General features: G+C 67.1%; 22 protein-coding genes and 2 riboswitches. Of the genes, 14 read left to right on the top strand and 8 right to left on the bottom strand.

Features of this window, described 5'->3' with window-relative positions; genetic code table 11:
- Positions 1-602: 602 nt before the first annotated feature.
- The 4 genes from PEM_RS15635 to PEM_RS15620 all read right to left on the bottom strand — a co-directional run bounded on the left by PEM_RS15635 (position 603) and on the right by PEM_RS15620 (position 5,738).
- The gene (locus PEM_RS15635) at positions 603-1,166 is read right to left on the bottom strand and encodes a TlpA disulfide reductase family protein (protein WP_111128782.1); all 564 of its coding nucleotides are present in this window, start codon (positions 1,164-1,166) and stop codon (positions 603-605) included.
- On the bottom strand, positions 1,163-3,544 hold the full coding sequence (locus PEM_RS15630) for a protein-disulfide reductase DsbD (RefSeq protein ID WP_111128780.1): 2,382 nt from the start codon (positions 3,542-3,544) through the stop codon (positions 1,163-1,165). Before PEM_RS15630 ends, PEM_RS15635 begins: the two co-directional genes overlap by 4 nt.
- Entirely contained in the window at positions 3,541-3,879 is a 339-nt protein-coding gene (gene cutA / locus PEM_RS15625; RefSeq protein WP_005419675.1) for a divalent-cation tolerance protein CutA, read from the bottom strand. The genes PEM_RS15630 and cutA overlap by 4 nt, the downstream gene beginning before the upstream one ends.
- 68 nt (positions 3,880-3,947) lie before the next feature.
- Positions 3,948-5,738, bottom strand: coding sequence for an endonuclease (locus tag PEM_RS15620; protein ID WP_111128779.1), 1,791 nt, complete (start codon positions 5,736-5,738; stop codon positions 3,948-3,950).
- A 312-nt stretch (positions 5,739-6,050) separates the two neighbouring features.
- Between PEM_RS15620 and PEM_RS15615 the strand changes: the two genes are divergently transcribed.
- The 3 genes from PEM_RS15615 (at position 6,051) to PEM_RS15605 (ending at position 8,817) form a co-directional block, all read left to right on the top strand.
- The gene (locus PEM_RS15615; RefSeq protein WP_005411227.1) at positions 6,051-6,338 is read left to right on the top strand and encodes a co-chaperone GroES; all 288 of its coding nucleotides are present in this window, start codon (positions 6,051-6,053) and stop codon (positions 6,336-6,338) included.
- An 80-nt stretch (positions 6,339-6,418) separates the two neighbouring features.
- Positions 6,419-8,068 (top strand): chaperonin GroEL, encoded by a 1,650-nt coding sequence (groL, locus tag PEM_RS15610; protein WP_005411226.1) that lies wholly within the window; start codon positions 6,419-6,421, stop codon positions 8,066-8,068.
- 137 nt (positions 8,069-8,205) lie between these two features.
- Positions 8,206-8,817 carry a DUF6445 family protein gene (locus tag PEM_RS15605; RefSeq protein ID WP_005419673.1) on the top strand — a complete coding sequence of 204 codons (612 nt, stop codon included), beginning with the start codon at positions 8,206-8,208 and terminating at the stop codon, positions 8,815-8,817.
- 71 nt (positions 8,818-8,888) lie between these two features.
- Here PEM_RS15605 and PEM_RS15600 read toward each other — a convergent pair whose 3' ends face one another.
- Both PEM_RS15600 and PEM_RS15595 read right to left on the bottom strand, forming a co-directional pair.
- Complete coding sequence (locus PEM_RS15600; RefSeq protein ID WP_111128777.1) at positions 8,889-10,049, bottom strand: serine hydrolase domain-containing protein; 1,161 nt, start codon at positions 10,047-10,049, stop codon at positions 8,889-8,891.
- Between the two features lie 68 nt (positions 10,050-10,117).
- Positions 10,118-11,041 (bottom strand): aspartyl protease family protein, encoded by a 924-nt coding sequence (locus tag PEM_RS15595; RefSeq protein ID WP_111128775.1) that lies wholly within the window; start codon positions 11,039-11,041, stop codon positions 10,118-10,120.
- Between the two features lie 106 nt (positions 11,042-11,147).
- On the opposite strand from PEM_RS15595, the gene PEM_RS15590 reads away from it, so the two are divergent.
- The 7 genes from PEM_RS15590 to PEM_RS15560 all read left to right on the top strand — a co-directional run bounded on the left by PEM_RS15590 (position 11,148) and on the right by PEM_RS15560 (position 16,598).
- Positions 11,148-11,855, top strand: coding sequence for a response regulator transcription factor (locus PEM_RS15590; RefSeq protein WP_053496943.1), 708 nt, complete (start codon positions 11,148-11,150; stop codon positions 11,853-11,855).
- Positions 11,856-11,887: 32 nt separating this feature from the next.
- The gene (locus PEM_RS15585; RefSeq protein ID WP_032954575.1) at positions 11,888-13,186 is read left to right on the top strand and encodes an ATP-binding protein; all 1,299 of its coding nucleotides are present in this window, start codon (positions 11,888-11,890) and stop codon (positions 13,184-13,186) included.
- Positions 13,187-13,257: 71 nt separating this feature from the next.
- Positions 13,258-13,758, top strand: a complete 501-nt coding sequence (locus tag PEM_RS15580) for a MarR family transcriptional regulator (protein WP_005419666.1) — start codon at positions 13,258-13,260, stop codon at positions 13,756-13,758.
- On the top strand, positions 13,755-14,495 hold the full coding sequence (locus tag PEM_RS15575) for a DNA alkylation repair protein (RefSeq protein ID WP_111128774.1): 741 nt from the start codon (positions 13,755-13,757) through the stop codon (positions 14,493-14,495). Before PEM_RS15580 ends, PEM_RS15575 begins: the two co-directional genes overlap by 4 nt.
- 47 nt (positions 14,496-14,542) lie before the next feature.
- Positions 14,543-14,881, top strand: a complete 339-nt coding sequence (locus PEM_RS15570) for a DUF6616 family protein (RefSeq protein ID WP_005419664.1) — start codon at positions 14,543-14,545, stop codon at positions 14,879-14,881.
- 90 nt (positions 14,882-14,971) lie between these two features.
- Entirely contained in the window at positions 14,972-15,229 is a 258-nt protein-coding gene (locus PEM_RS15565) for a hypothetical protein (protein WP_005419663.1), read from the top strand.
- A gap of 295 nt (positions 15,230-15,524) precedes the next feature.
- On the top strand, positions 15,525-16,598 hold the full coding sequence (locus PEM_RS15560) for a 3-deoxy-7-phosphoheptulonate synthase (protein WP_111128772.1): 1,074 nt from the start codon (positions 15,525-15,527) through the stop codon (positions 16,596-16,598).
- 195 nt (positions 16,599-16,793) lie between these two features.
- On the opposite strand, the gene PEM_RS15550 is transcribed toward PEM_RS15560, so the two are convergent.
- Entirely contained in the window at positions 16,794-17,411 is a 618-nt protein-coding gene (locus tag PEM_RS15550; RefSeq protein WP_005419661.1) for a trimeric intracellular cation channel family protein, read from the bottom strand.
- Positions 17,412-17,495: 84 nt separating this feature from the next.
- Positions 17,496-17,599: riboswitch (glycine riboswitch) on the bottom strand.
- Between the two features lie 13 nt (positions 17,600-17,612).
- Positions 17,613-17,702, bottom strand: a riboswitch (glycine riboswitch).
- 40 nt (positions 17,703-17,742) lie between these two features.
- Here PEM_RS15550 and PEM_RS15545 point away from each other — a divergent pair.
- From PEM_RS15545 to PEM_RS15535, 3 genes are all read left to right on the top strand, one after another.
- Entirely contained in the window at positions 17,743-18,009 is a 267-nt protein-coding gene (locus PEM_RS15545; protein WP_005419660.1) for a GIY-YIG nuclease family protein, read from the top strand.
- A 71-nt stretch (positions 18,010-18,080) separates the two neighbouring features.
- Positions 18,081-18,512 carry a nuclear transport factor 2 family protein gene (locus PEM_RS15540; protein ID WP_032954574.1) on the top strand — a complete coding sequence of 144 codons (432 nt, stop codon included), beginning with the start codon at positions 18,081-18,083 and terminating at the stop codon, positions 18,510-18,512.
- Positions 18,513-18,515: 3 nt separating this feature from the next.
- Entirely contained in the window at positions 18,516-18,971 is a 456-nt protein-coding gene (locus tag PEM_RS15535; RefSeq protein ID WP_111128769.1) for a hypothetical protein, read from the top strand.
- A gap of 93 nt (positions 18,972-19,064) precedes the next feature.
- On the opposite strand, the gene PEM_RS15530 is transcribed toward PEM_RS15535, so the two are convergent.
- Entirely contained in the window at positions 19,065-20,345 is a 1,281-nt protein-coding gene (locus tag PEM_RS15530; protein WP_065178805.1) for an NAD(P)/FAD-dependent oxidoreductase, read from the bottom strand.
- 123 nt (positions 20,346-20,468) lie between these two features.
- Here PEM_RS15530 and PEM_RS15525 point away from each other — a divergent pair, with 123 nt between their 5' ends.
- Entirely contained in the window at positions 20,469-21,248 is a 780-nt protein-coding gene (locus PEM_RS15525) for an NYN domain-containing protein (protein ID WP_005419652.1), read from the top strand.
- The last annotated feature ends 28 nt before the right edge of the window (positions 21,249-21,276 follow it).

Raw genomic sequence — 21,276 nt, 5'->3', positions numbered from 1 at the left:
GTCGCGGAATTCTCCGTGGCGGACGGGCTACGGTCAAGGAGGGTTTTGTTGCAGGGCTTTGCAGCCCTGCACCCGCTGCAAGCCGGAGCAACGTCAACCTCAAAAGCTGGCTTTCCGTGGGTTGGCGGGGCGGGTCCGGCTGAGAGGGACGCTGCAAGTACGTCCATGTAGCTCGGTCGCCGCCTGCTCGTTTGCGCTGTCCTGCGCACACGGCAAGACCGGGGTTGGGTGTCCTGCCCAACCCGCCCGAGGCATGCCTCGGGCCCATGCGGCTCGCGTCTCCTCAACCGGACCCACCCCGCCTTCGACAGATTCTCGCGACCTGCCGTAGATCCACGCCATGCGTGGATGCTTTTCGTTCAATTGTCGAAATGTTTGATTTCGATGGAGATTCATACCCAACAGCCGCCGGAATCTGTCGGAGGCGGGGCGGTGTGGCTGGGCAGGACCGTTGGCGCCATGGATGGCGCCATCGAGCCCCCATGGATGGGTTTACGGCGTGTCCTGCCCAGCCGCACCGCCCCGCCATCCCACGGAAATCCGCTTTGGCTCTGGCCGTTGCGGTGGCCTCGGCAGGTGCAGGGCGCAGCCCTGCCGAACCCTCACTTCACCCAGCTGTCGATCTCGCCGTGGGCGAACGGTCCCAGCTTTGCCTTCACCAGCCGCCCCTGCGCATCGAACAGCACGCTGTAGGGCAGCAGCCCCTGTGTATTGCCCAGCTGCACGCTGGCATCGCGCGGGCCCGGTGTCTCGATCACGATCGGGTAGTCCACCGGCACCTGCTGCAGGAAACCGCGCACGTCGTCCGTGGTGTCCAGCGCCAGGCCCAGCACCTGCACACCGTTGTCGCCCTGGGCATCGGCGAAGCGCGCCAGTTCGGGCATCTCTTCCACGCAGGGCGCACACCAGCTGGCCCAGACGTTGATCAGCAGCGGCCGGCCGGCGAAGTGATCGCGCAGGACCAATGGCTGACCCGCCAGGTCCGGCAGTGTCAGCGCGGGCAACTGATCGCCCACCTGCAGCGTGGGCTTCACGGCCGTCGCCCTGGAAGCCGTTGCTGGCGCGGCAGGTGCTGATGTGCCGGGTGACAGACGATGCCCGGCCCACAGGCCGAGGCCGGCGGCCAGCACCGCTGTCCACAGCAGCGCTGGCCGTTGCCACTTCATCGTGCGGTGCGCAGCAGCGCTTCCTCGACCACCGCCTGGGTCAGCAGGGTCGGCAGCACGGTCGGCGGCGCGCCGGGGCCGTACACCACGTACAGTGGTACGCCCACCGCCTTGTGCTCTTCCAGGAACGTGGTGATCTGCGGGTCGACGTTGGTGTAGTCACCGCGCATGTACACCGCATTGGTGCGCTTGAGCAGTTCCTTGAACTCCGGCCGTGACAGCACCGCACGTTCGTTGGCCTTGCAGCTCACGCACCAGTCGGCGGTCATGTTGACGAACACCACGCGGTTGTCGGCGCGCAGGCGGTCCAGCAGCTGCGGCGAATACTCGACCACGTTGTCGCTGGCGGCCTGTGCTGCCCTCGCCGGCGCTGCAAGCTGGGTCACGCCCCAGGCCGGAACCAGCGCACCGATCGCCAGCAGCACGCCGAGCAGGGTCACCGCACGCGAGCCGGTCCAGCGGTTGCGTTCAAACAGCCACAGGCCGAACGCGAACAGCAGCAGGCCACCCAGCACCAGCGCCATGCCGTCCACGCCGCGCTGCTTGCCCAGCACCCACAGCAGCCACAGCGCAGTGGCGTACATCGGGAAGGCCAGCACGTGCTTGAGCGTTTCCATCCACGGGCCGGGCTTGGGCAGGCGGCGTGCCAGCGCTGGCACGAAGCCGATCAGCAGGAACGGCAGCGCCAGGCCCAGGCCAAGGAACAGGAACACGGTCATCGCCTTCAGCGGCGGGGCAATGAAGGCGTAGGCGATCGCACCGCCCATGAACGGGCCGACGCAGGCACTGCCGACCACGCAGGCCAGCGCACCGGTGAAGAAGTCACCGGCCGGGCCGCTGCGGCTGGCCAGCGACTGGCCAAGATTGCCGATGCCGCCGCCGAGGGTGAATACGCCGGACAGGCTCAGGCCCACCGCGAACATGATGTAGGCCAGCGCCGCCACCACGCCCGGGTGCTGCAGCTGGAAGCCGATGCCGACGGCGTTGCCGATCGCACGCAGGCCTACCATCAGCGCGCCGATCCCCGCGAACGCGACCAGCACGCCCAGCGTGTACCAGAGGGCATGGCTGCGCGCGCGCTCGGGGCTCTCGCCGCTCTGCGCCAGGCTCAGCACCTTCAGCGACAGGATCGGCAGCACGCAGGGCATCAGGTTCAGTACCAGGCCACCGGCCAGCGCCAGCAGCAGCACCCAGACGAACGATCGGTCCGGGTTCGGGGTGGTCGCCGGAGGACGCGTGCGCAGGGCGTTGCCATCGCGCGCATCGGCGGCGAACTCATTGCGCGCGCCCTCACTGCCGCTGGCGGCGGGAGCGACGTTGCCGTCGTTGGGTACGGTCGGCAGCAGGCGCAGCGGTACGCCATTGGCGGATTCACGCGGCGCACCGGCAGCGCCCAGCGCATTGACGGCTTCCTCGCGCACTGGCGCCTGGCCGGCGCCGGCGTTGAGCTTGCCGGCCGGAATCGACAGCTTCACCCGACGGGTCATCGGCGGGTAGCAGATACCATCGGTCTGGCAGCCCTGGAAAGTCACCACCAGGGTGCTGTCGACCGCATCAGTAACAGTGCGGCGCAGCGGCAGCGGCACTTCCACCTGGTTGAAGTACACCGAGACATCGCCGAAGTGCTCGTCGCGATGCGACTGCGCGGCCGGCCAGCGCGGCTTGTCGGCGAGCACGCCGGCGCTGCCTTCCAGCTTCAGCGAAGTGCGGTCGCGGTACAGATAGTAGCCGGGTGCCGGGCTGAAGCGCAGCAGCAGGGTGTTCCCGTCGCTGGCGATGGCATCGAAGCCGAACGCCTGTTCCGACGGCAGCGGCAGCGCCTGGCTGTTGTTGGCCGCGCCCGGCAGGCGCAGGCCACCGCTGTTGCCGGCACCGGCCAGCGGGTTGTTGAACGGACTGGCGGCACCGGTACGCGCGGCAGGCACCGCGGCCGCCGCACCGGCACCCGGCAGGGTGACCTGCACCACGCGCTTCTGCGGTGGGTAGCAGACGCCGGCATCGGCGCAGCCCTGGTAGCGTACTTCCAGGCTGATGGTGCCGGCGGCGTCGGTCGGCGTGCCGGGCAGGGTGGCCTGCAGGCGCTCGCGATAGGTTTCGACCTCGCCGAAGAAATCATCGTGGTGCCTGTCACCCTTGGGCATCTGCAGCGTGCCGGCATTGAAGGCCGGATCCGCCTTGACGCTGGTGCGGTGGCGATACAGGTAGTAGCCCGGTGCGATCTTGAACTGCAGCTGCACCTGGCCCCGTTCGGGGGCAGTGGCGGTCAGCGCGAACGCCTGGTCCACCGGCAGCAGGTCCTTCTCATCCAGGGCCAAGGCGGGCAGCGAGAGCCACAACAGGGCGCACAAGGCAGCGCCACGCGCAAACAGAGTCTTCAATCAGTGTCCTCCCGGGTCTGTGCCCGGATCCAGTCCAGATATGCCGGCAGGCCGGCCCGGGTTTCGACCGCGATGCACTCCGGGAGTTCATACGGATGCAGTTCGACGATCCGGGCGATTGCGTCATCGACGCGGCTCGCGGTGGTCTTTACCAGCAGCTGCAGCTCGGCATCGGTGGTCACCTCGCCCTGCCAGCGGTAGGTGGACTGCGCGCCATCAAGGCGGGTCACGCACGCGGCCAGGCGCTCGCCGACCAGCGCGTGCGCGATGCGCTCGGCACTGGCCCGGTCCGGGCAGGTGGTCAACAGCAGCAGGACGGGATCGACGGTCGGCATGACCGTCGAGTATAGGGCCGCCGCCGGGTCTGGGCCCGGCGGCGGCAGTGGACCGCAGCGTTGCGCGGTCAGTTGGCCAGCTGGCAGGTGGCTGGCTTGGCCGAGGTGAACAGGGCCGGGGTGGCCCACTCGGGGTGATCGATGAACGGGTTGCGATTGCCCTGGAAGCTGTAGACCACGTCATTGCGGGCACGCTCGGCATCATCCGGCGGATCGGACAGGTGCCAGTCGATCAGCGTCGACAGCAGGCCCATGTAGGCCGGCGAACTGCTGGTCTTGACGATCTTGCTGCGGTCGTCGGTCAGCTCCAGGTCCGGCTCGGACTGGCCGGTGGCCGCATCCTTGCCACCCTCATAGCGGATCGCCATGTACATCACCGCACGCGCCATGTCGCCCTTGCGCTTGCCCCACACCTCGAAGGTGCCGGTGTTGCCGTCCGGCGTGCGCACCCAGTTGGAATTGCCCGGGTAGCCACCGCTGCCGCCGCCCTGCCCATTGTTGGCTTCGGTGGCACGCTCGCCGCAGCTGGCATCGCACTTGGCGAACGGCTTGTTGCCACGGTCGGCGTTCCACTGCGCGTCGGTCAGGTACAGCATGTGGGTGTCGGTGTACGGCGCGTAGGGCAGGCCCTTGTCACCGGTGGTGGTGGCAAAGCCCAGCGAGTTCGGCCAGGTGTGCTCGCGGTTGTAGGTCAGGCCGCTGCCGGTGCCCGCACGATCACTGACCTTGGCGTAGCTGCGGTTGCGGTAGGCATCGAGGATGCGGTCCGGGTTGTTCGGATCCTCGTCGGCGATTTCCAGGATGGTCCAGGTGCTGGTGCCCGAGCCGCTGTACGGGTAGGCGGTGTGGCCCTTGATGGTGGCGTGCAGCGAGCAGCGCAGCTGGCTGGGGCTGCTGGTGTTGACCCTGGAGTAGTAGCCGGCCGGCACGCCCGGGTTGCCCGGGTCCGGATTGCCGCCGGTGCTGGCCACGGTGAAGGCGATGCGGCTGTCGGCGGCCGGATGCGCGCCCTGCAGGTCGGTGATGCGCGCGGCGCGGATGTCGAAGCGGCAGGCTTCACCGGCCACCAGCGCGGTATTGGTGGACAGCTTCACGCTGCGGCCGCTGGCCGGGAAGGTCAGCGGCACGCTGCCGGAGGTGCCGCAGCTCAGGGCGAAGGCGCCACTGGCCAGGTTCACCGTCTCGCTGAACACCACTTCCAGGTCGGCGGCAGCGGGGAAGGTGCTGCTGCCCTGCGCCGGGGTGGTGGTGGAGACTGACGGCGGCGTGTTGGGGCCTGGCGTGCCACCGCCGCTGAAGGTCTGGCCGTTGTTGCAGCTGCCGAACGTCTGGCCGGCAGATTCGGCCCAGGTGAAGTGGGCGTACTGGCTGCCGCTGCCGGTCAGCTGCAGCGAGGTGCCCGGCGCGGTGCTGTTGCTTTCGGCCACCGGGATGTTCTGGCTGGTCATGCCGGCAGCAGGGCCACCGGAGGCGGTGATGGCACCCTCGTAGCTGAGGAACTGGACCACCTTGCCGCTGGCATCGACCAGCGCGATGCCGTCGTTCGGTCCGTTCTGGATGCCGTTGGTCGGATAGTTGACCACAGCGATACTGGCGCTGCCGCAGCCGGCGGCGGTGCCGGCCGGGACCGGGGTGTTGGCATAGACGGTGGCGGCCGACGGATTGCTGCCGTTGTAGAGGTACAGGCGGTAGCCGGACAGGTCCTCACCGGCAGTGGCTACGACCTCGATCGCTTCGCCGACGTCACCGGCGGCGGTGCTGTCGTCGTAGTGCAGTTCATTGATGAAGACCTCGGCCTGGGCCGGCGCGGCGGCCAGCGCCAGCAGGCAGGCGGCGGCAAGCGGGGACAGCAATCGCATCGACTACTCCTTGTGATTGGGAATGCCTGACCGAGCCTAAGGCCGATCCAGTGACACTTTGTCGTAAATGAACGTCAGATATCTGACAGTGCGACGCTTGTCACCGAAATTGTCCAGGACCGACGCCTTGGCCGACGCGCGCGGGCGGAAAAATTTTTTTCATTCCGCCCTTGAAAGGGGACGGCGGGGCTCCATCTCTGCCCTGCTCCCGACGTTGTCGGGTTTCTTCACGTGCGGTTCTGGCACTCGCCTGGGGTGAGTGCTAACATCGCCGGACTTTTTTAGACCAATCAATCACTTAAGAGGTCTCCTATGAGCATCAAGCCGCTGCACGACCGCGTTGTGGTCAAGCCGATCGAAGCCGACGAAATCTCCGCCGGTGGCATCGTCATCCCCGACTCGGCCAAGGAAAAGTCCACCAAGGGTGAGGTCGTGGCCGTCGGCCCGGGCAAGCCGCTGGACAACGGCAACGTGCGCGCGCCGTCGCTGAAGGTCGGCGACAAGGTCATCTACGGCCAGTACGCCGGCAGCTCGTACAAGAGCGAAGGCGTCGAATACAAGGTCCTGCGCGAAGACGACGTGCTCGCCGTCATCGGCTGAGCCTCGGCGCGACCTGTTTCAACCTGATCCCAACTCCCAGCCGCCGGGCATCGTCCGGCGCTACCAATGAGGTAAATGCAATGGCTGCCAAGGATATTCGTTTCGGTGAAGACGCCCGTTCGCGCATGGTGCGCGGCGTCAATGTTCTCGCCAATGCTGTCAAGGCCACCCTGGGCCCGAAGGGCCGCAACGTCGTGCTGGAAAAGAGCTTCGGCGCCCCGACCATCACCAAGGACGGCGTCTCCGTCGCCAAGGAAATCGAACTGGCTGACAAGTTCGAGAACATGGGCGCGCAGATGGTGAAGGAAGTTGCGTCGCGCACCAACGACGATGCCGGCGACGGCACCACCACCGCCACCGTGCTGGCCCAGGCCCTGATCCGCGAAGGCGCCAAGGCCGTTGCCGCCGGCATGAACCCGATGGACCTCAAGCGCGGTATCGACAAGGCCGTTTCGGCTGCCGTCGCCGAGCTGAAGAACATCTCCAAGCCGACCGCCGACGACAAGGCGATTGCCCAGGTCGGTACCATCTCGGCCAACTCGGATGAGTCGATCGGCCAGATCATTGCTGACGCGATGAAGGAAGTCGGCAAGGAAGGCGTCATCACCGTTGAAGAAGGCTCGGGCCTGGACAACGAGCTGGACGTGGTCAAGGGCATGCAGTTCGACCGCGGCTACCTGTCGCCGTACTTCATCAACAACCAGCAGTCGCAGACCGCTGACCTGGATGATCCGTTCATCCTGCTGCACGACAAGAAGATCTCCAACGTCCGTGACCTGCTGCCGGTGCTGGAAGGCGTCGCCAAGGCCGGCAAGCCGCTGCTGATCGTCGCTGAAGAAGTCGAAGGCGAAGCGCTGGCGACCCTGGTGGTCAACACCATCCGTGGCATCGTCAAGGTCGTGGCCGTCAAGGCCCCGGGCTTCGGCGACCGCCGCAAGGCGATGCTGGAAGACATGGCCGTGCTGACCGGTGGCACCGTGATCTCCGAGGAAGTCGGCCTGTCGCTGGAAAAGGCCACCATCAAGGACCTGGGCCGCGCCAAGAAGGTGCAGGTCTCCAAGGAGAACACCACCATCATCGACGGCGTCGGCGACAAGGCCAACGTTGATGCACGCGTGGCGCAGATCAAGACCCAGATCCAGGACACCTCCTCGGATTACGATCGCGAGAAGCTGCAGGAACGCGTGGCCAAGCTGGCCGGCGGTGTTGCCGTGATCAAGGTCGGCGCCTCGACCGAAATCGAAATGAAGGAAAAGAAGGATCGCGTCGACGACGCCCTGCACGCTACCCGTGCAGCCGTTGAAGAAGGCGTGGTCCCGGGCGGCGGCGTTGCCCTGGTCCGCGCGATCACCGCGCTGGCCGGCCTGAAGGGTGCCAACGAAGACCAGAACCACGGCATCCAGATTGCCCTGCGTGCGATGGAAGCCCCGCTGCGCGAGATCGTGGCCAACGCCGGCGACGAGCCGTCGGTCATCATCAACAAGGTCAAGGAAGGCACCGGCAGCTTCGGCTACAACGCGGCCACCGGCGAGTTCGGCGACATGCTGCAGTTCGGCATCCTGGACCCGACCAAGGTGACCCGTTCGGCCCTGCAGAACGCGGCCTCGATCGCCGGCCTGATGATCACCACCGAAGCCATGGTTGCCGAAGCTCCGAAGAAGGACGAGCCGGCCATGGGCGGCGCTGGTGGCATGGGCGGCATGGGCGGCATGGGCGGCATGGACTTCTAAGTCCACGCCTCCGGCGGTCGTTGCCGGCCTCGGTCGGCACGCCTTCCCGATGTGATGTAAGGAAGAACCCCGCCGCAAGGCGGGGTTTTTCGTTGCCCGGTTGCCGTCGCCGCAGTGCATCGCTACGCTCGGTAACCATGCCTACTTCGTTCATCGTCGTTGACGACTTCCTTTCTCCCGCCGATGCGCAGGGGTTGCGCCAAGCGGCACTGGGCCTGGACTATCCCGTCCAGGAGGGCGCATTCCCCGGCCGCAATTCACAGCAGCGGCTGGAGCTGGATGGACTGTCCGGCGCGGTCTCGCGACTGGTCAACGAACCGCTGCGGCCGGTCAACCCGCTGCAGTCGCACGGCAAGTTCCGCCTTACCTTTGCCGGCGACATCGGCCGCGCCAAGGTACACGCCGACCACTCGCACTGGTCGGGCATTCTCTACCTGAGTGCACCGGAGCACTGCGAGGGCGGCACCGAGTTCTTCCGCCACCGTCGTACCGGCACCGAACGCATGGCCCTGGATGCGGCGGAGCTGGCCGCATTGGGCTACGCCAACGGCGGCGACATGCATCGCGACATCATCGAGCGCGACAGCAACGACGACAGCCAGTGGGAAATGACCATGCGCATTCCGATGCGCTTCAACCGGCTGGTGCTGCTGCGGCCCTGGTTCTGGCACACCGCCGGGCCAGCGTTCGGTGATCGACCGGAGAATGGCCGGCTGGTGTACCTGATGTTCTTCGAGCAGGCGCGCTGAGGAGTGCCATCCACGCATGGCGTGGATGCTCCCCTCCCAGCCGCGTTCGCCATGCAGGCGTCATCGCACCCTCATTCGACGAATACCTTCGCCGCGCCATACTCCCACTGCCACGGCACGCCGGTATCGCCCAGTACGAATGCCACCAGTGCCGGGAACGCAGCTTCCGCCCGTACATCGTTGCCCAGGATCACCACGCAGCGTCTGTACCGTTCGATGCACACCAGCGTGTTGCCGACCGCATCGTCGTGGCCACCCTTGTAGAAGCCTGCGCCCTGCGGGCCGCGGAACGTCACCACGCCCAGGCCCGCAGCCAGATCCTTGCGTTGCTGCGCCACGGGCAGCTCTGGCTGCAACGTGGGGAACTGGCTGGCGGTGGTGATCGGCAGCTGCGGCCGCACCAGTTCCCTGCGCATTGCAGGCGACAGCCCATCGCCGCGGACATAGCCGGCAGCGAAGCGCGCCATGTCGGCGATGGTGGTATCCATCGAACCGGCCGCACGCACGCGGCTGCGTTCATCGTGCGGCTCGGCCGTGCCTTCCGCCGTCCAGCCATCGGCCAGGTTGGCGGCGAAATCCTCACGCCACATCATGCTGGTGCGGACCATGCCGAAGCGGTCGAATACCTGCCGCTGCATCAATGTACCCACGTCCTGGCCAAGCCGTCCACGCTCGATCACGAACTGCAACAGGATCAGCCCTTCGCCGGAATACCCATAACGACTGCCCGGATCGAAGTGGAACTTCAGGCGGCCATCGGGTTCCAGGAACCCGAAGTTGGCAAAGCCACTGGAATGGTTGAGCAGCAGGCGCGGGGTGAGCTGGCGCCAGCGCGCATCATCGGCCAGTACGCTGTAGTCGGCGTACTTCTTCGGCTCCGGCGGGTAGTCCGGCAGCGGCTTGTCCAGCGCCGTAGCGATGCTGGCGTCCAGCTCGATCCGTGCGTCCTGGGCAAGCTGTGCGACCAGGTGGCCGAACGCCATCTTGGTCAGCGAGGCGGCGTACATCACGGTATCGGTGCGCAGCGGCTCGCCTGCGGCGTTGCGTTCGCCGTAGGCGGCCACGTGTACCACCTTGCCGCCATCGATCACCGCCAGCGCCATCCCGCGCGCATGCGCCGCCTGCATCAGCCGCTGTGCTTCGGCATCGATGCGCGCGGGCGAGGGTAGCGGCGGCGCGGCCAGCGCGGCCGGCGGCAGCAGCGTCAGCAACAGCAGGACAGCACGGCGCATGCGTGGAACTCCTGGCGGGACGTGGCGCGATGCTACGCCTGCCAGCTCCCGCCGTCATGCGCCGGACGTCAGCCGGGTCGGCGCAGGCAGATCCGCGCGGCACCCGCACCGATGTCCACCTGGCCACCGCGCATCGCGTCGGCACCGAGGATCAAGGCCGGTCGCGCCTCCAGGCCGATCGCCCTGAACACCGGCAGTTCGCTGATCCGGACCTCCATCGGCGGGTGCTGCCAGTTGCCGCCGGTCATGCCGGGCAGGGTGTACAGCCAGGTTGCCTGTGCACCGCCACCCAGCCCCCCGGTGCCCTCTTCACGTGCACGCACCCGAGCATCGCTGCCGTCGGTGCGCAGGCCCAGTGCGCGGGCTGCTTCGGCGTTGAGGACGGTCTGCGCGGCACCGGTGTCGACCACGGCGATGGCGTCCACGCCGGGCGTACCCAAGGCAAGCGTGATGAAGCCGAACTGGCGCAGGCCGTCATCGCGGCCGGGCAGCGCATTGGGTTGGCAACCCGGCCCTTCCAGGTCCAAGCCGCCGGGTGTCCACAGCGCCAGTTGATTGCGGCCGAAGTCCCAACGGGTGTCCCAGCGCCCGGTCAGGTCGTTGCCGATCAGGCCGTCAATGGCCGGATCATCGCCCTTCGCCAGCGATGACAGGTCGACCTGCATGCCGCTGGCCTTCAATTGCCAGCTGCCCAGCTGCCACGCTGTGCTGCGCATGCGCTGCAACCGCGCCGCCTTCGCGCTCGCGCCCTGGGCCTGCGACACTGCCGCTTCCGCATCCTGCAAACCGTAGCGCCGCACTACGCGTGCATCGACCAGGGTTGCCCCGGCGGCACTGTCGACCACGAAGCGCAGCGGCTCTGAACGCCCGTCCAGCGAGACGGCCACTGCCGGATGACCGCCCTGCATCCACATCGGCAGGACGTGCTCGGCGGCATCGGAGGCGAGCGCCGGCAAGGGGATGGCGAACAGGGGCAGCAGGAACAGGCGCAAGGGGAGACTCCGCAGTGATCGTGGGCGACCATTGGCGCGCAGCGGCGTATCACCGCGATATCGGCATTGATACCGTCCTGATACACAGGTGCGGGATACTGGGGCAATGAACACTCCCATCCGCGTCATCGTCGTCGATGACGATGCCAGCATTCGTGACGCCATCGCCGACCACCTGCTGCTGCACGGCTACCAGGTGCGTGTGGCGGCGGATGCAACAGCGCTGGACGTGTTGCTGCAGGTTGAACGACCTGACCTGATCATCCTCGACTGGATGATGCCTGGTGAGGATGGCCTGTCGGTATGCCGCCGGCTGCAGGCGCGGGCGATCCCGATCCTGATGCTGTCGGCGATGGGGGCGGCGCCGGATCGCGTGATCGGCCTGGAGATGGGCGCGGACGACTACCTGGCCAAGCCGTTTGACCCGCGCGAGCTGTTGGCGCGGGTACGCGCGCTGCTGCGCAGGCAGGACAAGCTGCGCGCACAGGTGGCCAGCGAGCTGCGGTTTGATGGCTGGCGATTGCTGCCTGACCAGCGTCGCCTGTTCGCGCCGGATGGTGCCGAACTGGCGCTGAGCCGCGGTGAATTCTCCCTGCTGCTGGCACTGGCTGAACGTCCCGGGCGGGTGCTGGCGCGCGAGCAGCTGCTGCAGTTGAGTCGCGGAGAAGCCAGTGACAGCGTGGACCGTGCCGTCGACCTTGCGATCAGCCGCCTGCGCCGCAAGCTCGGGCAGGCCGCGTCCGGCGCTGAAGCCCTTGTGCAGACACTGCGCGGTGAAGGGTACCGCTTCAACGCGGAGGTAGGGGTGTTGTGAGCAGCCGGTGGTCGACCACCCGCTGGATCGCGATGCTGGCCTTGGCCAGCCTGCTGCTGGCAACCCTGGTCAGCGTTGCGGTAGTGGGGTGGATGCCCCGGCCCGCGCCGCCACCGATGCGGCTGGACCATGCGATGCAGGTGCTGCGTGGGGAACAGGCGCCGGCGCCACTGGGATTGCATATGTCGACGCAGGACGCGCCACCCCGGGGCAGCGCCAGTGACTGGCTCACCCAGTTGGCGGCGGTGCAGATGGACCTGCCGGCCAGGAATGTACGCCTGGTGTGGACGGGGCAGGGCAGGGCGCCCGATGTGCAGGTCATCGAGGGTGGCGCGGTACTGGACGCCTCCGCTCGTGCTGGCGTGCTGAAATCGCAGGCCGCGTTGCTGACCGCCATGCAGTGGCCGCCATTCGAACTGGGGATGCGGCAGGCCGATGGCCGATGGCGGGTGGTCGGCAGCGACCACAGTGACCTGGCGGCCTGGCGCCGCCAGGTGATGCTCGCCCTGCTGGGCGGTGCGATCCTGCTGGCACCTCTGGCGGCGTGGGCGGCGATCCGGTTGGGGCGCCCGCTGCGACGCCTGGCTGAAGCCAGCGCACGGGTCGACCTGCAGGCTGAAACGCCATTGCCTGATGACGGTCCACGCGAAGTGCAGGTACTGGCCACAGCGATCAGCACCGGTCGCGAACGTCTGCGCGCCCAGGCAAGGGACATGACGCATATGCTGGCGGCCGTGGCGCATGACCTGCGCACGCCCCTGACCGGCCTGCGCCTGCGCGCGGAGTTCGCTCCCGCTCCACAGGCCGCCAGGATGGTGGCAGACATCGAGCGCATGGATACGATGATCGAGCAGGTGCTCGACTACGCACGCGGTGAGCTGCAGCCGTTGCAGATGCGCATGCTGGATCTTTCAGCGCTGCTGGAGGAGTGCGTGCAGGCGGCGCTGCTGCGCGGGGTCGACATTTCCCTTCAGGGCCCGGATACGTTGCCGTGGCATGGCGATGCGCTACTGCTCCGGCGCGCGGTCGACAATCTCATCGACAACGCCGAGCGCTACGCGGGTGCCGTGGAGCTGTGGGTCGCCATGGCGGGTGACGGGGTTCAGCTGGACGTGATGGACCGCGGCCCTGGCATCGCCGAGATCGATCGCGCACGCCTGCTGCAACCGTTCCAGCGTAGCGAGGGCTCGCGTAGCCGCGCCACCGGGGGTGCCGGACTTGGACTGGCCGTGGCTGCCAACGTGGCAAAGCGCCACGCGGGCGAACTCCAGCTGCTGCACCGCGAGGGCGGGGGACTGATCGCGCGGCTGCTGCTGGGACGCACTTCCTGAGTCAACTCCGATTTGCTTCCACTGGCTATTCCTCCATATAATTAGGTGCCTAATCATAAAGTGAATAAAGGATGATCGAAGCCAAGCATCAGGCGTTGCTGGAGGAAGCGCAGCGGCGCGGCCACGCCAACATCGCGCAGCTGCGCCTGTGCTTCCAGCTGCTCTCGTTGTCCTCGTCGATCGATCGCGACTGCGCTGCACGGTTGGCACCGCACGGGCTCAGCGAGGGTCGCTTCATCGTGCTGTTCCTGCTGCACGGGGCCGGCGGCGCACTGGCGCCGCACGCGCTGGCCGAGCGCGCTGGCGTGACCCGGGCCACCATCAGCGGCCTGCTCGATGGCCTGCAGCGCGAAGGCCTGCTGCAGCGTCGCAGCGATGGCGAGGATGGCCGTCGTCTGCAGATCGTGTTGACCGCACCGGGCAAGCGTTTGGCCGAGTCGCTGTTCGAGCAGCACACACAATGGATCAGCGGCCTGTTCAACGGCCTGGATGCTGATGAACGGCAGCAGCTGTCACAGCTGCTGCGCAAGGTCTGGCAGCACACGGACACCGGGCGGGAAGCCTCCGCATGAGCACGCCCATTCCCGCGGACCGGCTGCGTGCACTCAACAGCGGTGATGCCGCTGCCACGCATCTGGCCGAATGCCTGGCAGTGGATTTCGCCGCACTGCTACAGGGCGTGGCACCTGTGCTCGAGCCGGAAGCGCTGCAACGTATGCGCAACGCCTCCGGCAAGGGCATCACCCAGCGCATGGCGCTGGCGGCGCGGTTGCTGCGCGAAGCCGGGCAGGGTGATCCCTCGCGCTGGCAGGCACACGCATCAGACACCGTGCGTGGCTGGGCCTGTTACCTGATTGGCAGCGATGCCGGCGCGGCGCTGCCGGCCAAGCTGCGGGCGATGCGTTCGCTGGCTGACGACCCGCACTTCGGCGTGCGCGAATGGGCATGGCTGGCGCTGCGCAGCGACATCGTTGCCGCACCGTTGCAGGCGCTTGAGTACCTGCAAGTGTGGGCGCAGGAAGCATCGCCTTACCTGCGCCGCTTCGCCTGCGAAGCGCTGCGCCCACGAGGCGTGTGGTCCACGCATATCGTGCTGTTCAAGCAGCATCCAGAACTCGCATTGCCGATGCTGGAAGCAATGGCCAACGACCCGGCGCGCTACGTGCAGGACTCGGTCGGGAACTGGCTCAACGATGCCGGCAAGACTCAACCGCAGTGGCTGCGTGAGCTGTGCGCGCGGTGGCAACAGCAACACCCTGGCGATGCCAATGCCTACATCCGCAAACGCGCCCTGCGCTCGTTGCGGTAGTACCGGCTGCCGGCCTGCAATCTCATCAACCTCAAGGAAGACCTTCCATGTCCTACACCCTCATCGAGCTCTACACCGCCACCCCGGCCTGGACCGCTCTCCCGCCTGACCAACGCACTGCCTTCTTCACCCGCATCGGCGCAGGCATGCAGCAGTTCGATCCGGTTCGCATCGCACCGGTGGCGATGGGTCGTGTCGCGGAGGGCGCAGCGCACGGTGGCAGCGAGCAGTTCTACGCTGTATGGAGGTGCGCGAGCCGGGAAGACGCCGACGCCCTGCTGGAAGGCATTGCCGCCACCGGTTGGCATCAGTACTTCGCCACCACCAATGCCGTCGGCGCAGACGATGGGATGGGGCAGCACCTTGCCGACCTGGCCGCCTTGTAGCAGCGCCTCCGGACGCGCATGGCACATGCGCCTGTCCCCCGGACGCGGTAAACAGGACATTGCCCATGTCCATCCGCAGGGAAGTTGATCATGCAGAGCACGCTCCAGGTAACGCTGTACGGCCCGCAGGGCGATACGCCGGCACTGCAGCTGCCGCAGATGGAAGGGCCCTCGGTGGCCATCCCGGAAGCGGTACTGCGCCGGCTGGTGTCCGATCTCTACACCACCCGTTCCCTGCTCAATCCCGAGCAGCTGGACGAGGCCCGGCAGGAGCTGGACCGCGTGCTGGAGCGCTGGGCCGACATCCACGAAGGCCTGCTGCTGGACGTGGAAGTGCATGGCAGATGAGCGACGTTGCACAGCGGCCACCGCGTGCGCTGCGCAGTCAGGCGCATCACTGAACCGCGCCCCCAGTTGCGGATGAAACATTTTGCACTGCGCAAAAGCTGTGCTATCAATAGATCCCATGAACGCAGCCGCTACCCGCTTTTACTGGTATTACTTTCCGAAGCCACTGGCGGAGGAAGGACTGCGCTCACCCTGAAGAAAGCTTCAGACGCATTCCCGAAAGCCGCCAGCGAACCTGGCGGCTTTTTTCATGCCGCCACGCTGGGGACCCCCAACGTTCCGGAGATCTCCTGCAATGCCCCCGCACACCGACGACCTGCGTATCCGCACCATCGAACCGCTGACACCGCCTGCCCAGCTGCTGGCGATGCTGCCCTGTGACGATGAAGCTTCCGACACCGTCAGCGCCTCGCGCGCGGCCCTGCACCAGATCCTGCACGGCCGTGACGACCGCCTGGCGGTGGTGGTGGGCCCGTGCTCGATCCATGACCCCAACGCCGCCATCGAGTACGCCCAGCGCCTGAAGCCGCTGCGCGACGCGCTGGCTGGCGAGCTGGAAATCGTCATGCGCGTGTACTTCGAGAAGCCGCGCACCACGGTGGGCTGGAAGGGCCTGATCAACGACCCGGACCTGGACGGCAGCTTCAGGATCGACAAGGGCCTGCGCATCGCCCGTGGCCTCCTGCGCGACATCAACAAGCTCGGCCTGCCGGCCGGTGTTGAATTCCTCGATGTGATCTCGCCGCAGTACATCGCCGACCTGGTGGCATGGGGCGCGATCGGCGCACGCACCACCGAAAGCCAGGTGCATCGCGAGCTGGCTTCGGGGCTGTCGTGCCCCGTCGGCTTCAAGAATGGCACCGATGGCAACGTGAAGATCGCCGCCGACGCGGTGGGTGCGGCATCCAACCCGCATCATTTCCTGTCGGTCACCAAGCAGGGTGGCACTGCCATCGTGTCGACCACCGGCAACCCGGATTGCCATGTGATCCTGCGCGGTGGCAAGCAACCGAACTACGACGCTGGCAGCGTGGCTGAGGCCTGCCAGGTGCTGGCCAAGGCCAAGCTGCCGGCGCGCCTGATGATCGATGCCAGCCATGCCAACAGCCTGAAGAACCCCGAGAACCAGCCGAAGGTGATCGACGACATCGCCGTTCAGTTGGAAGACGGCGAACAGCGCATCGTGGGCGTGATGATCGAGAGCCATCTGGTTGGTGGCCGCCAGGAACTGGTGGAAGGCCAGCCGCTGGTCTACGGGCAGAGCATCACCGATGGCTGCATCGACTGGGACACCACCGTGACGGTGCTGGAGCGACTGGCTGCGGCCGTGCGCGCCCGTCGCGACGTGAAGGTGTCCCAAGCCGCCTGAGTGCGGCACGTGTGTGGATGGCGGCCAGCGCCTGCGGGGGTGCGGCCGCGATCAGGGCCGGCCGGAGTTGGAGACCGGCCCATCTGCACCGGCGATGCGCCTGGCGCTGCGCATGAGCGACAGCGCCAGGTACATCGCCGGGGTGGTGATGCCGATATTTGTAGCGTCGAGCCATGCTCGACGCTACGAAGAGGCTCAATGCACTTCGTCGTGGTACACGAACTTCGGCATTTCCCAGCGATAGTGGATCGCCAGCAGGCGCAGCGCGAAGCCGCCGCCCAGGCAGCACAGGATCGCGGTGGCGTCGGCCACGCCCCAGTGCAGCAGCAACAGATACGCCGCGCCGGTCAGCAGCGCGATGATCGCGTACAGCTCCTTCTGGAAGATCAGCGGCACCTCGTTGCAGAGGATGTCGCGCAGCACGCCGCCGAACGCGCCGGTCAGCATGCCGGCGATCAGCACGATCGGCATCGCATGGCCGGCCTCGCGCGCGATCGAGCAGCCGATCAGGGTGAAGGCGATCAGACCCAGGCCATCGAGCACCAGGAAGGTGCGCCGGAAGTGGTGCATCCAGCGCGCCACCCAGGTGGCGATCAGCGCCGCGCACACGGTGAAACCCAGGTACTCGGGATGCTTCACCCAGCCCAGCGGGTAGTGGCCGAGCAGGATGTCGCGCAGCGAGCCGCCCCCGAGGGCGGTGACGCAGGCGATCATGACCACACCGAACAGGTCCATGCGGCGGCGGCCGGCAGACAGTGCACCGGTCATGGCTTCGGCGGAAATGGCAACCAGGTAGATGATGGACAGCAGCATGGAACAGGCTCCGGGCGCGGTGGGGCCGGCCATGCGCAACTGCCACCACTGCCTGCGCAATGACGGGATGACGATGACCGGTGCCGCTCCCGCTGTCCTTTTGCCTGAGAGTTCAGCGGCGTTGGCCGCGTGCCCCTTCGGCGGATCGTCCCGGGCGTGCCCGGTGACCTCTCTCCAGCTCGGCGAGTCGAATGCATGGTTGGTGGGATTCCAGCCCACCGGCCTGAGCGATCATGGGAGCCTGCGCCTTCGGCGGGCGCCAGCGCGGCGCCACTCTCCTGCATTCGGGCGCCAGTATATCCGCTGCAGTGCAGCACGGCATAATCCGGGCATGGCCCCGTCCCTCCGCCCGTGGTTCCTGTACCTGCTCGAATGCCGCGATGGCAGCTATTACGCCGGCATCAGCACCGACGTGGATGCGCGTTTCGCCGCCCACCAGGCCGGCAAGGGCGCGCGCTACACCCGGGCCCGGCCACCGCTGCGCGTGCTGGCCGTGCGCGAATACCCGGACCGGGCCGCCGCCTCACGCGCCGAGTGGCAACTCAAGCAGCAGCCCCGCGAACGCAAGCTGGCCTGGCTGCAGGCGCCGGTCCTGTAGATCCACGCCACGCGTGGATGGGCTACCCGGCCCATGCGATGATCGCCCCGCGCCCAGAGCTGGAGACCCGGATGTCCACGATCGCCCTGCTGTTCGCTCTTTCCGCAGCAACGAGCCCTGCCCCCGACCCGGCCACCATCGCGGCCATCGAAGCCACCTGCCACGACTACGTCGACGGCCAGCTGGAGGCGGACCCACAGCGCGTCGCCCGCTCCCTGCATCCGGACCTGGCCAAGCGCGCTGTGCTCGGCGATACACCCGACGAACGCCTGGGCCTGCGCCGGATGTCGAAGGAAGAACTGGTCTCGCTGACGAAGCAGGGCGCGTTGAAGACCCCGAAGGATCAATGGGATCGTCGCTGCACGGTGCTGGACGTGACCGGCAACGCGGCCTCGGTGCGGCTGGAGACCCCGTGGTTCGTCGATTACTTCCACATGGGGCGCTTCGACCAGCGCTGGGTCATCGTCAACGCGTTGTGGTATCCAAAGCCGAAGGCACAGTGAGCGATGCGTGCCGCCGGCAAAGCATGGATCTCTGTCGTCGTGCTGGTCGCCGGCATCGCGCTGTTGCCTGGCCTGCTGTACCTGCTCGGGCTGGCATTGGCAGGCGGTCGGCCGACGCCGGCCGAACGCGCGCCCAGTGGTGTGGCAGCGTGCAGCAGTGAACCACGCGCGGGATACCAGCCGATGAATCCCTGGCGTTTCGCCGCGCAGTTCTTCGACAAGGACGTGATGAAGAAGAAGGTGCCGGAAGTGGAGCGGGAGGCCTTCTGGATTGCCCGACGCCACCTGTGGCGGCAACCACAGCGCGGCATGCCGCGCTGGCATCTCAGCAGTACTGCATTGACGATCTGGATCACCCGGCATTGGAGTACTGCGCAGATTGCCGACACCGCGAGGAAGGAGGACTTCTGCCGGACCTGGTCGAAACGGCGGGTGCCCGGTGGCCCGATGAACCAGTAGATCCACGCCATGCGTGGAGGGTGTTGACCGGGTCAGAGTCCTTTCCTGCGGAAAGGGATCCGACCCCGCTGCGTGACCCCGTTGCGTGCAGCCCTACCGCCTCGGCCGCCGGTCATCCTGGTCATCACCGAAGATGATCCGCGCACTGCGCTGGTAGCTCCAGTACGCGACTGCCCAGTTCAGCAGCACCACGATGCGGTTGCGGAAGCCGATCAGGAAGAACACGTGCGCGGCCAGCCAGAACCACCAGGCCAGCACGCCGGAAAGCTGCAGCCGGCCCAGGTGCACGATCGCGGCCATGCGGCCGATGGTGGCCAGGTTGCCGTAGTCGGCGTACTTGAACGGGCCGGGCTCGGGCTTGCCGTGCAGGCGCGCGCGGATCACCTCGGCCACGTATTTGCCCATCTGCTTGGCGGCCGGTGCCACCCCGGGTACCGGCTTGCCGTCGGCCTGGCTCAGTGCGGCCAGGTCGCCGGCCACGAACAGCTCCGGGTGACCGGGCAGGGTCAGGTCCGGTTGCACCGGCACGCGTCCGGCGCGGTCCAGTGGCACGTCCAGCGTGCGCGCCAGCGGTGAAGCGGCCACGCCGGCGGCCCAGACCACGGTGCGCGCCGGTACGAACTGTTCGCCGAGCTTGAAGCCCTGGCTGTCGATGTCGCTCACCGGGGTACCGGTCAGCACTTCCACGCCCAGCTTTTCCAGTTGGCGGCGCGCCTTCAGCGAAAGCACATCCGGGAACGAGGACAGCACGCGCGGCCCAGCCTCGACCAGCCGCACCCTGGCGCTGGCCGGGTCGATGTGGCGGAATTCGTTGCGCAGCGTGTGGCGCGCGATCTCGGCCAGGGTGCCGGCCAGTTCGACGCCGGTGGGACCACCACCGACGATGGCGAAACTCAGCCACGCCGCCTTCTTCGCCGGGTCCGGTTCGGCCTCGGCGCGTTCGAACGCCAGCAGCAGCTTGCGGCGCAGCGCGATGGCATCGTCCAGCGTCTTCAGGCCGGGCGCATCATCGGCCCATTGATCGTTGCCGAAGTAGGCGTGGGTGGCGCCGGTGGCCAGCAGCAGGCTGTCGTAATCCAGCGTGCTGCCATCGGCCATGCGGATCTGCCGCGCCCGCTTGTCGATGGCCACCACTTCGCCGAGGCGGACTTCCACATTGCGCTGGTGGCCGAGGATGTGGCGCAGCGGTGCGGCGATATCCGGCGCGGACAGGCCGGCGGTGGCCACCTGGTACAGCAGCGGCTGGAACAGGTGATGGTTGCGGCGATCGACCAGGGTGATGCGTATGCGCTCGCGGGCCAGGGCACGGGTGGCCCAGAGACCGGCAAAACCGCCGCCGACAACGACCAGGTGGGGAACGCGCTCGCGACTCATCGACTCACTCCAGTGGGGGCATCGGGGGAAGCGCCTGGCATCTTCGCACGGCGGCCACCTGTCACGTCAGCGCCTGCCCGGATCGGCGATACTCGGGTTCAGGCAACGGCCCGTGAGGAGCCCATGAGCGAACCGGAAAAGCGCATCGCCCTGTTGATCGACGCCGACAATGCGCCGGCCTCGAAGATCGACGAGGTCCTGGCGGAAGTCGCCCGCTACGGCGTGGCCAACGTGCGCCGTGCCTACGGCAACTGGAAGAGCCCGCGACTGAAGGGGTGGGAAGCGGTGCTGCATGAGTATGCGATCCGCCCGATCCAGCAGTTCGCCTACAGCAAGGGCAAGAACGCTTCGGACATGGCGATGGTGATCGATGCCATGGACCTGCTGTACGCGCGCAACCTTGATGGCTTCGCCATCGTCTCCAGCGATGCGGACTTCACCCCGATGGTGATGCGCCTGCTGACCGATGGCGTGAAGGTATATGGCTTCGGCGAGAAGAAGACGCCCGAGCCATTCGTCAATGCGTGCTCGAAGTTCACCTACCTGGAGGCACTGGGCCAGACCCATGCCAGCGTGCCCGATGCCGAACAGGCGTCCAGCGAGCAGGCCTCGAACGAGCCGGTGACCAACGACGATGCGCGTCCGCGCAAGAGCGGTGCGGAAATGCGCAGTGACACCCGGCTGGTGAAGATGCTGCGCCGTGCGGTGTCCGCGGCCGAGGGTGAGGATGGCTGGTCGCACCTCGGACCGGTCGGCAGCCAGATCGGCAACCAGGCCTCGTTCGATCCGCGCAACTATGGCTACGGCAAGCTCAGCGATCTGCTGGCGGCGATCGGTCTGTTCGAACTGAAGAAGGATGGCAAGTCGTCCTACGTGCGCGCGCTGCCAAAAAAGAACAGGTAGTGCCTGCCGCTGGCCGGCAATGCCCGGA

It is taken from the genome of Stenotrophomonas sp. Pemsol (genome assembly GCF_003586545.1).
Classification (GTDB): domain Bacteria; phylum Pseudomonadota; class Gammaproteobacteria; order Xanthomonadales; family Xanthomonadaceae; genus Stenotrophomonas; species Stenotrophomonas sepilia.
This window is presented reverse-complemented; position numbering and strand designations above follow the sequence as displayed.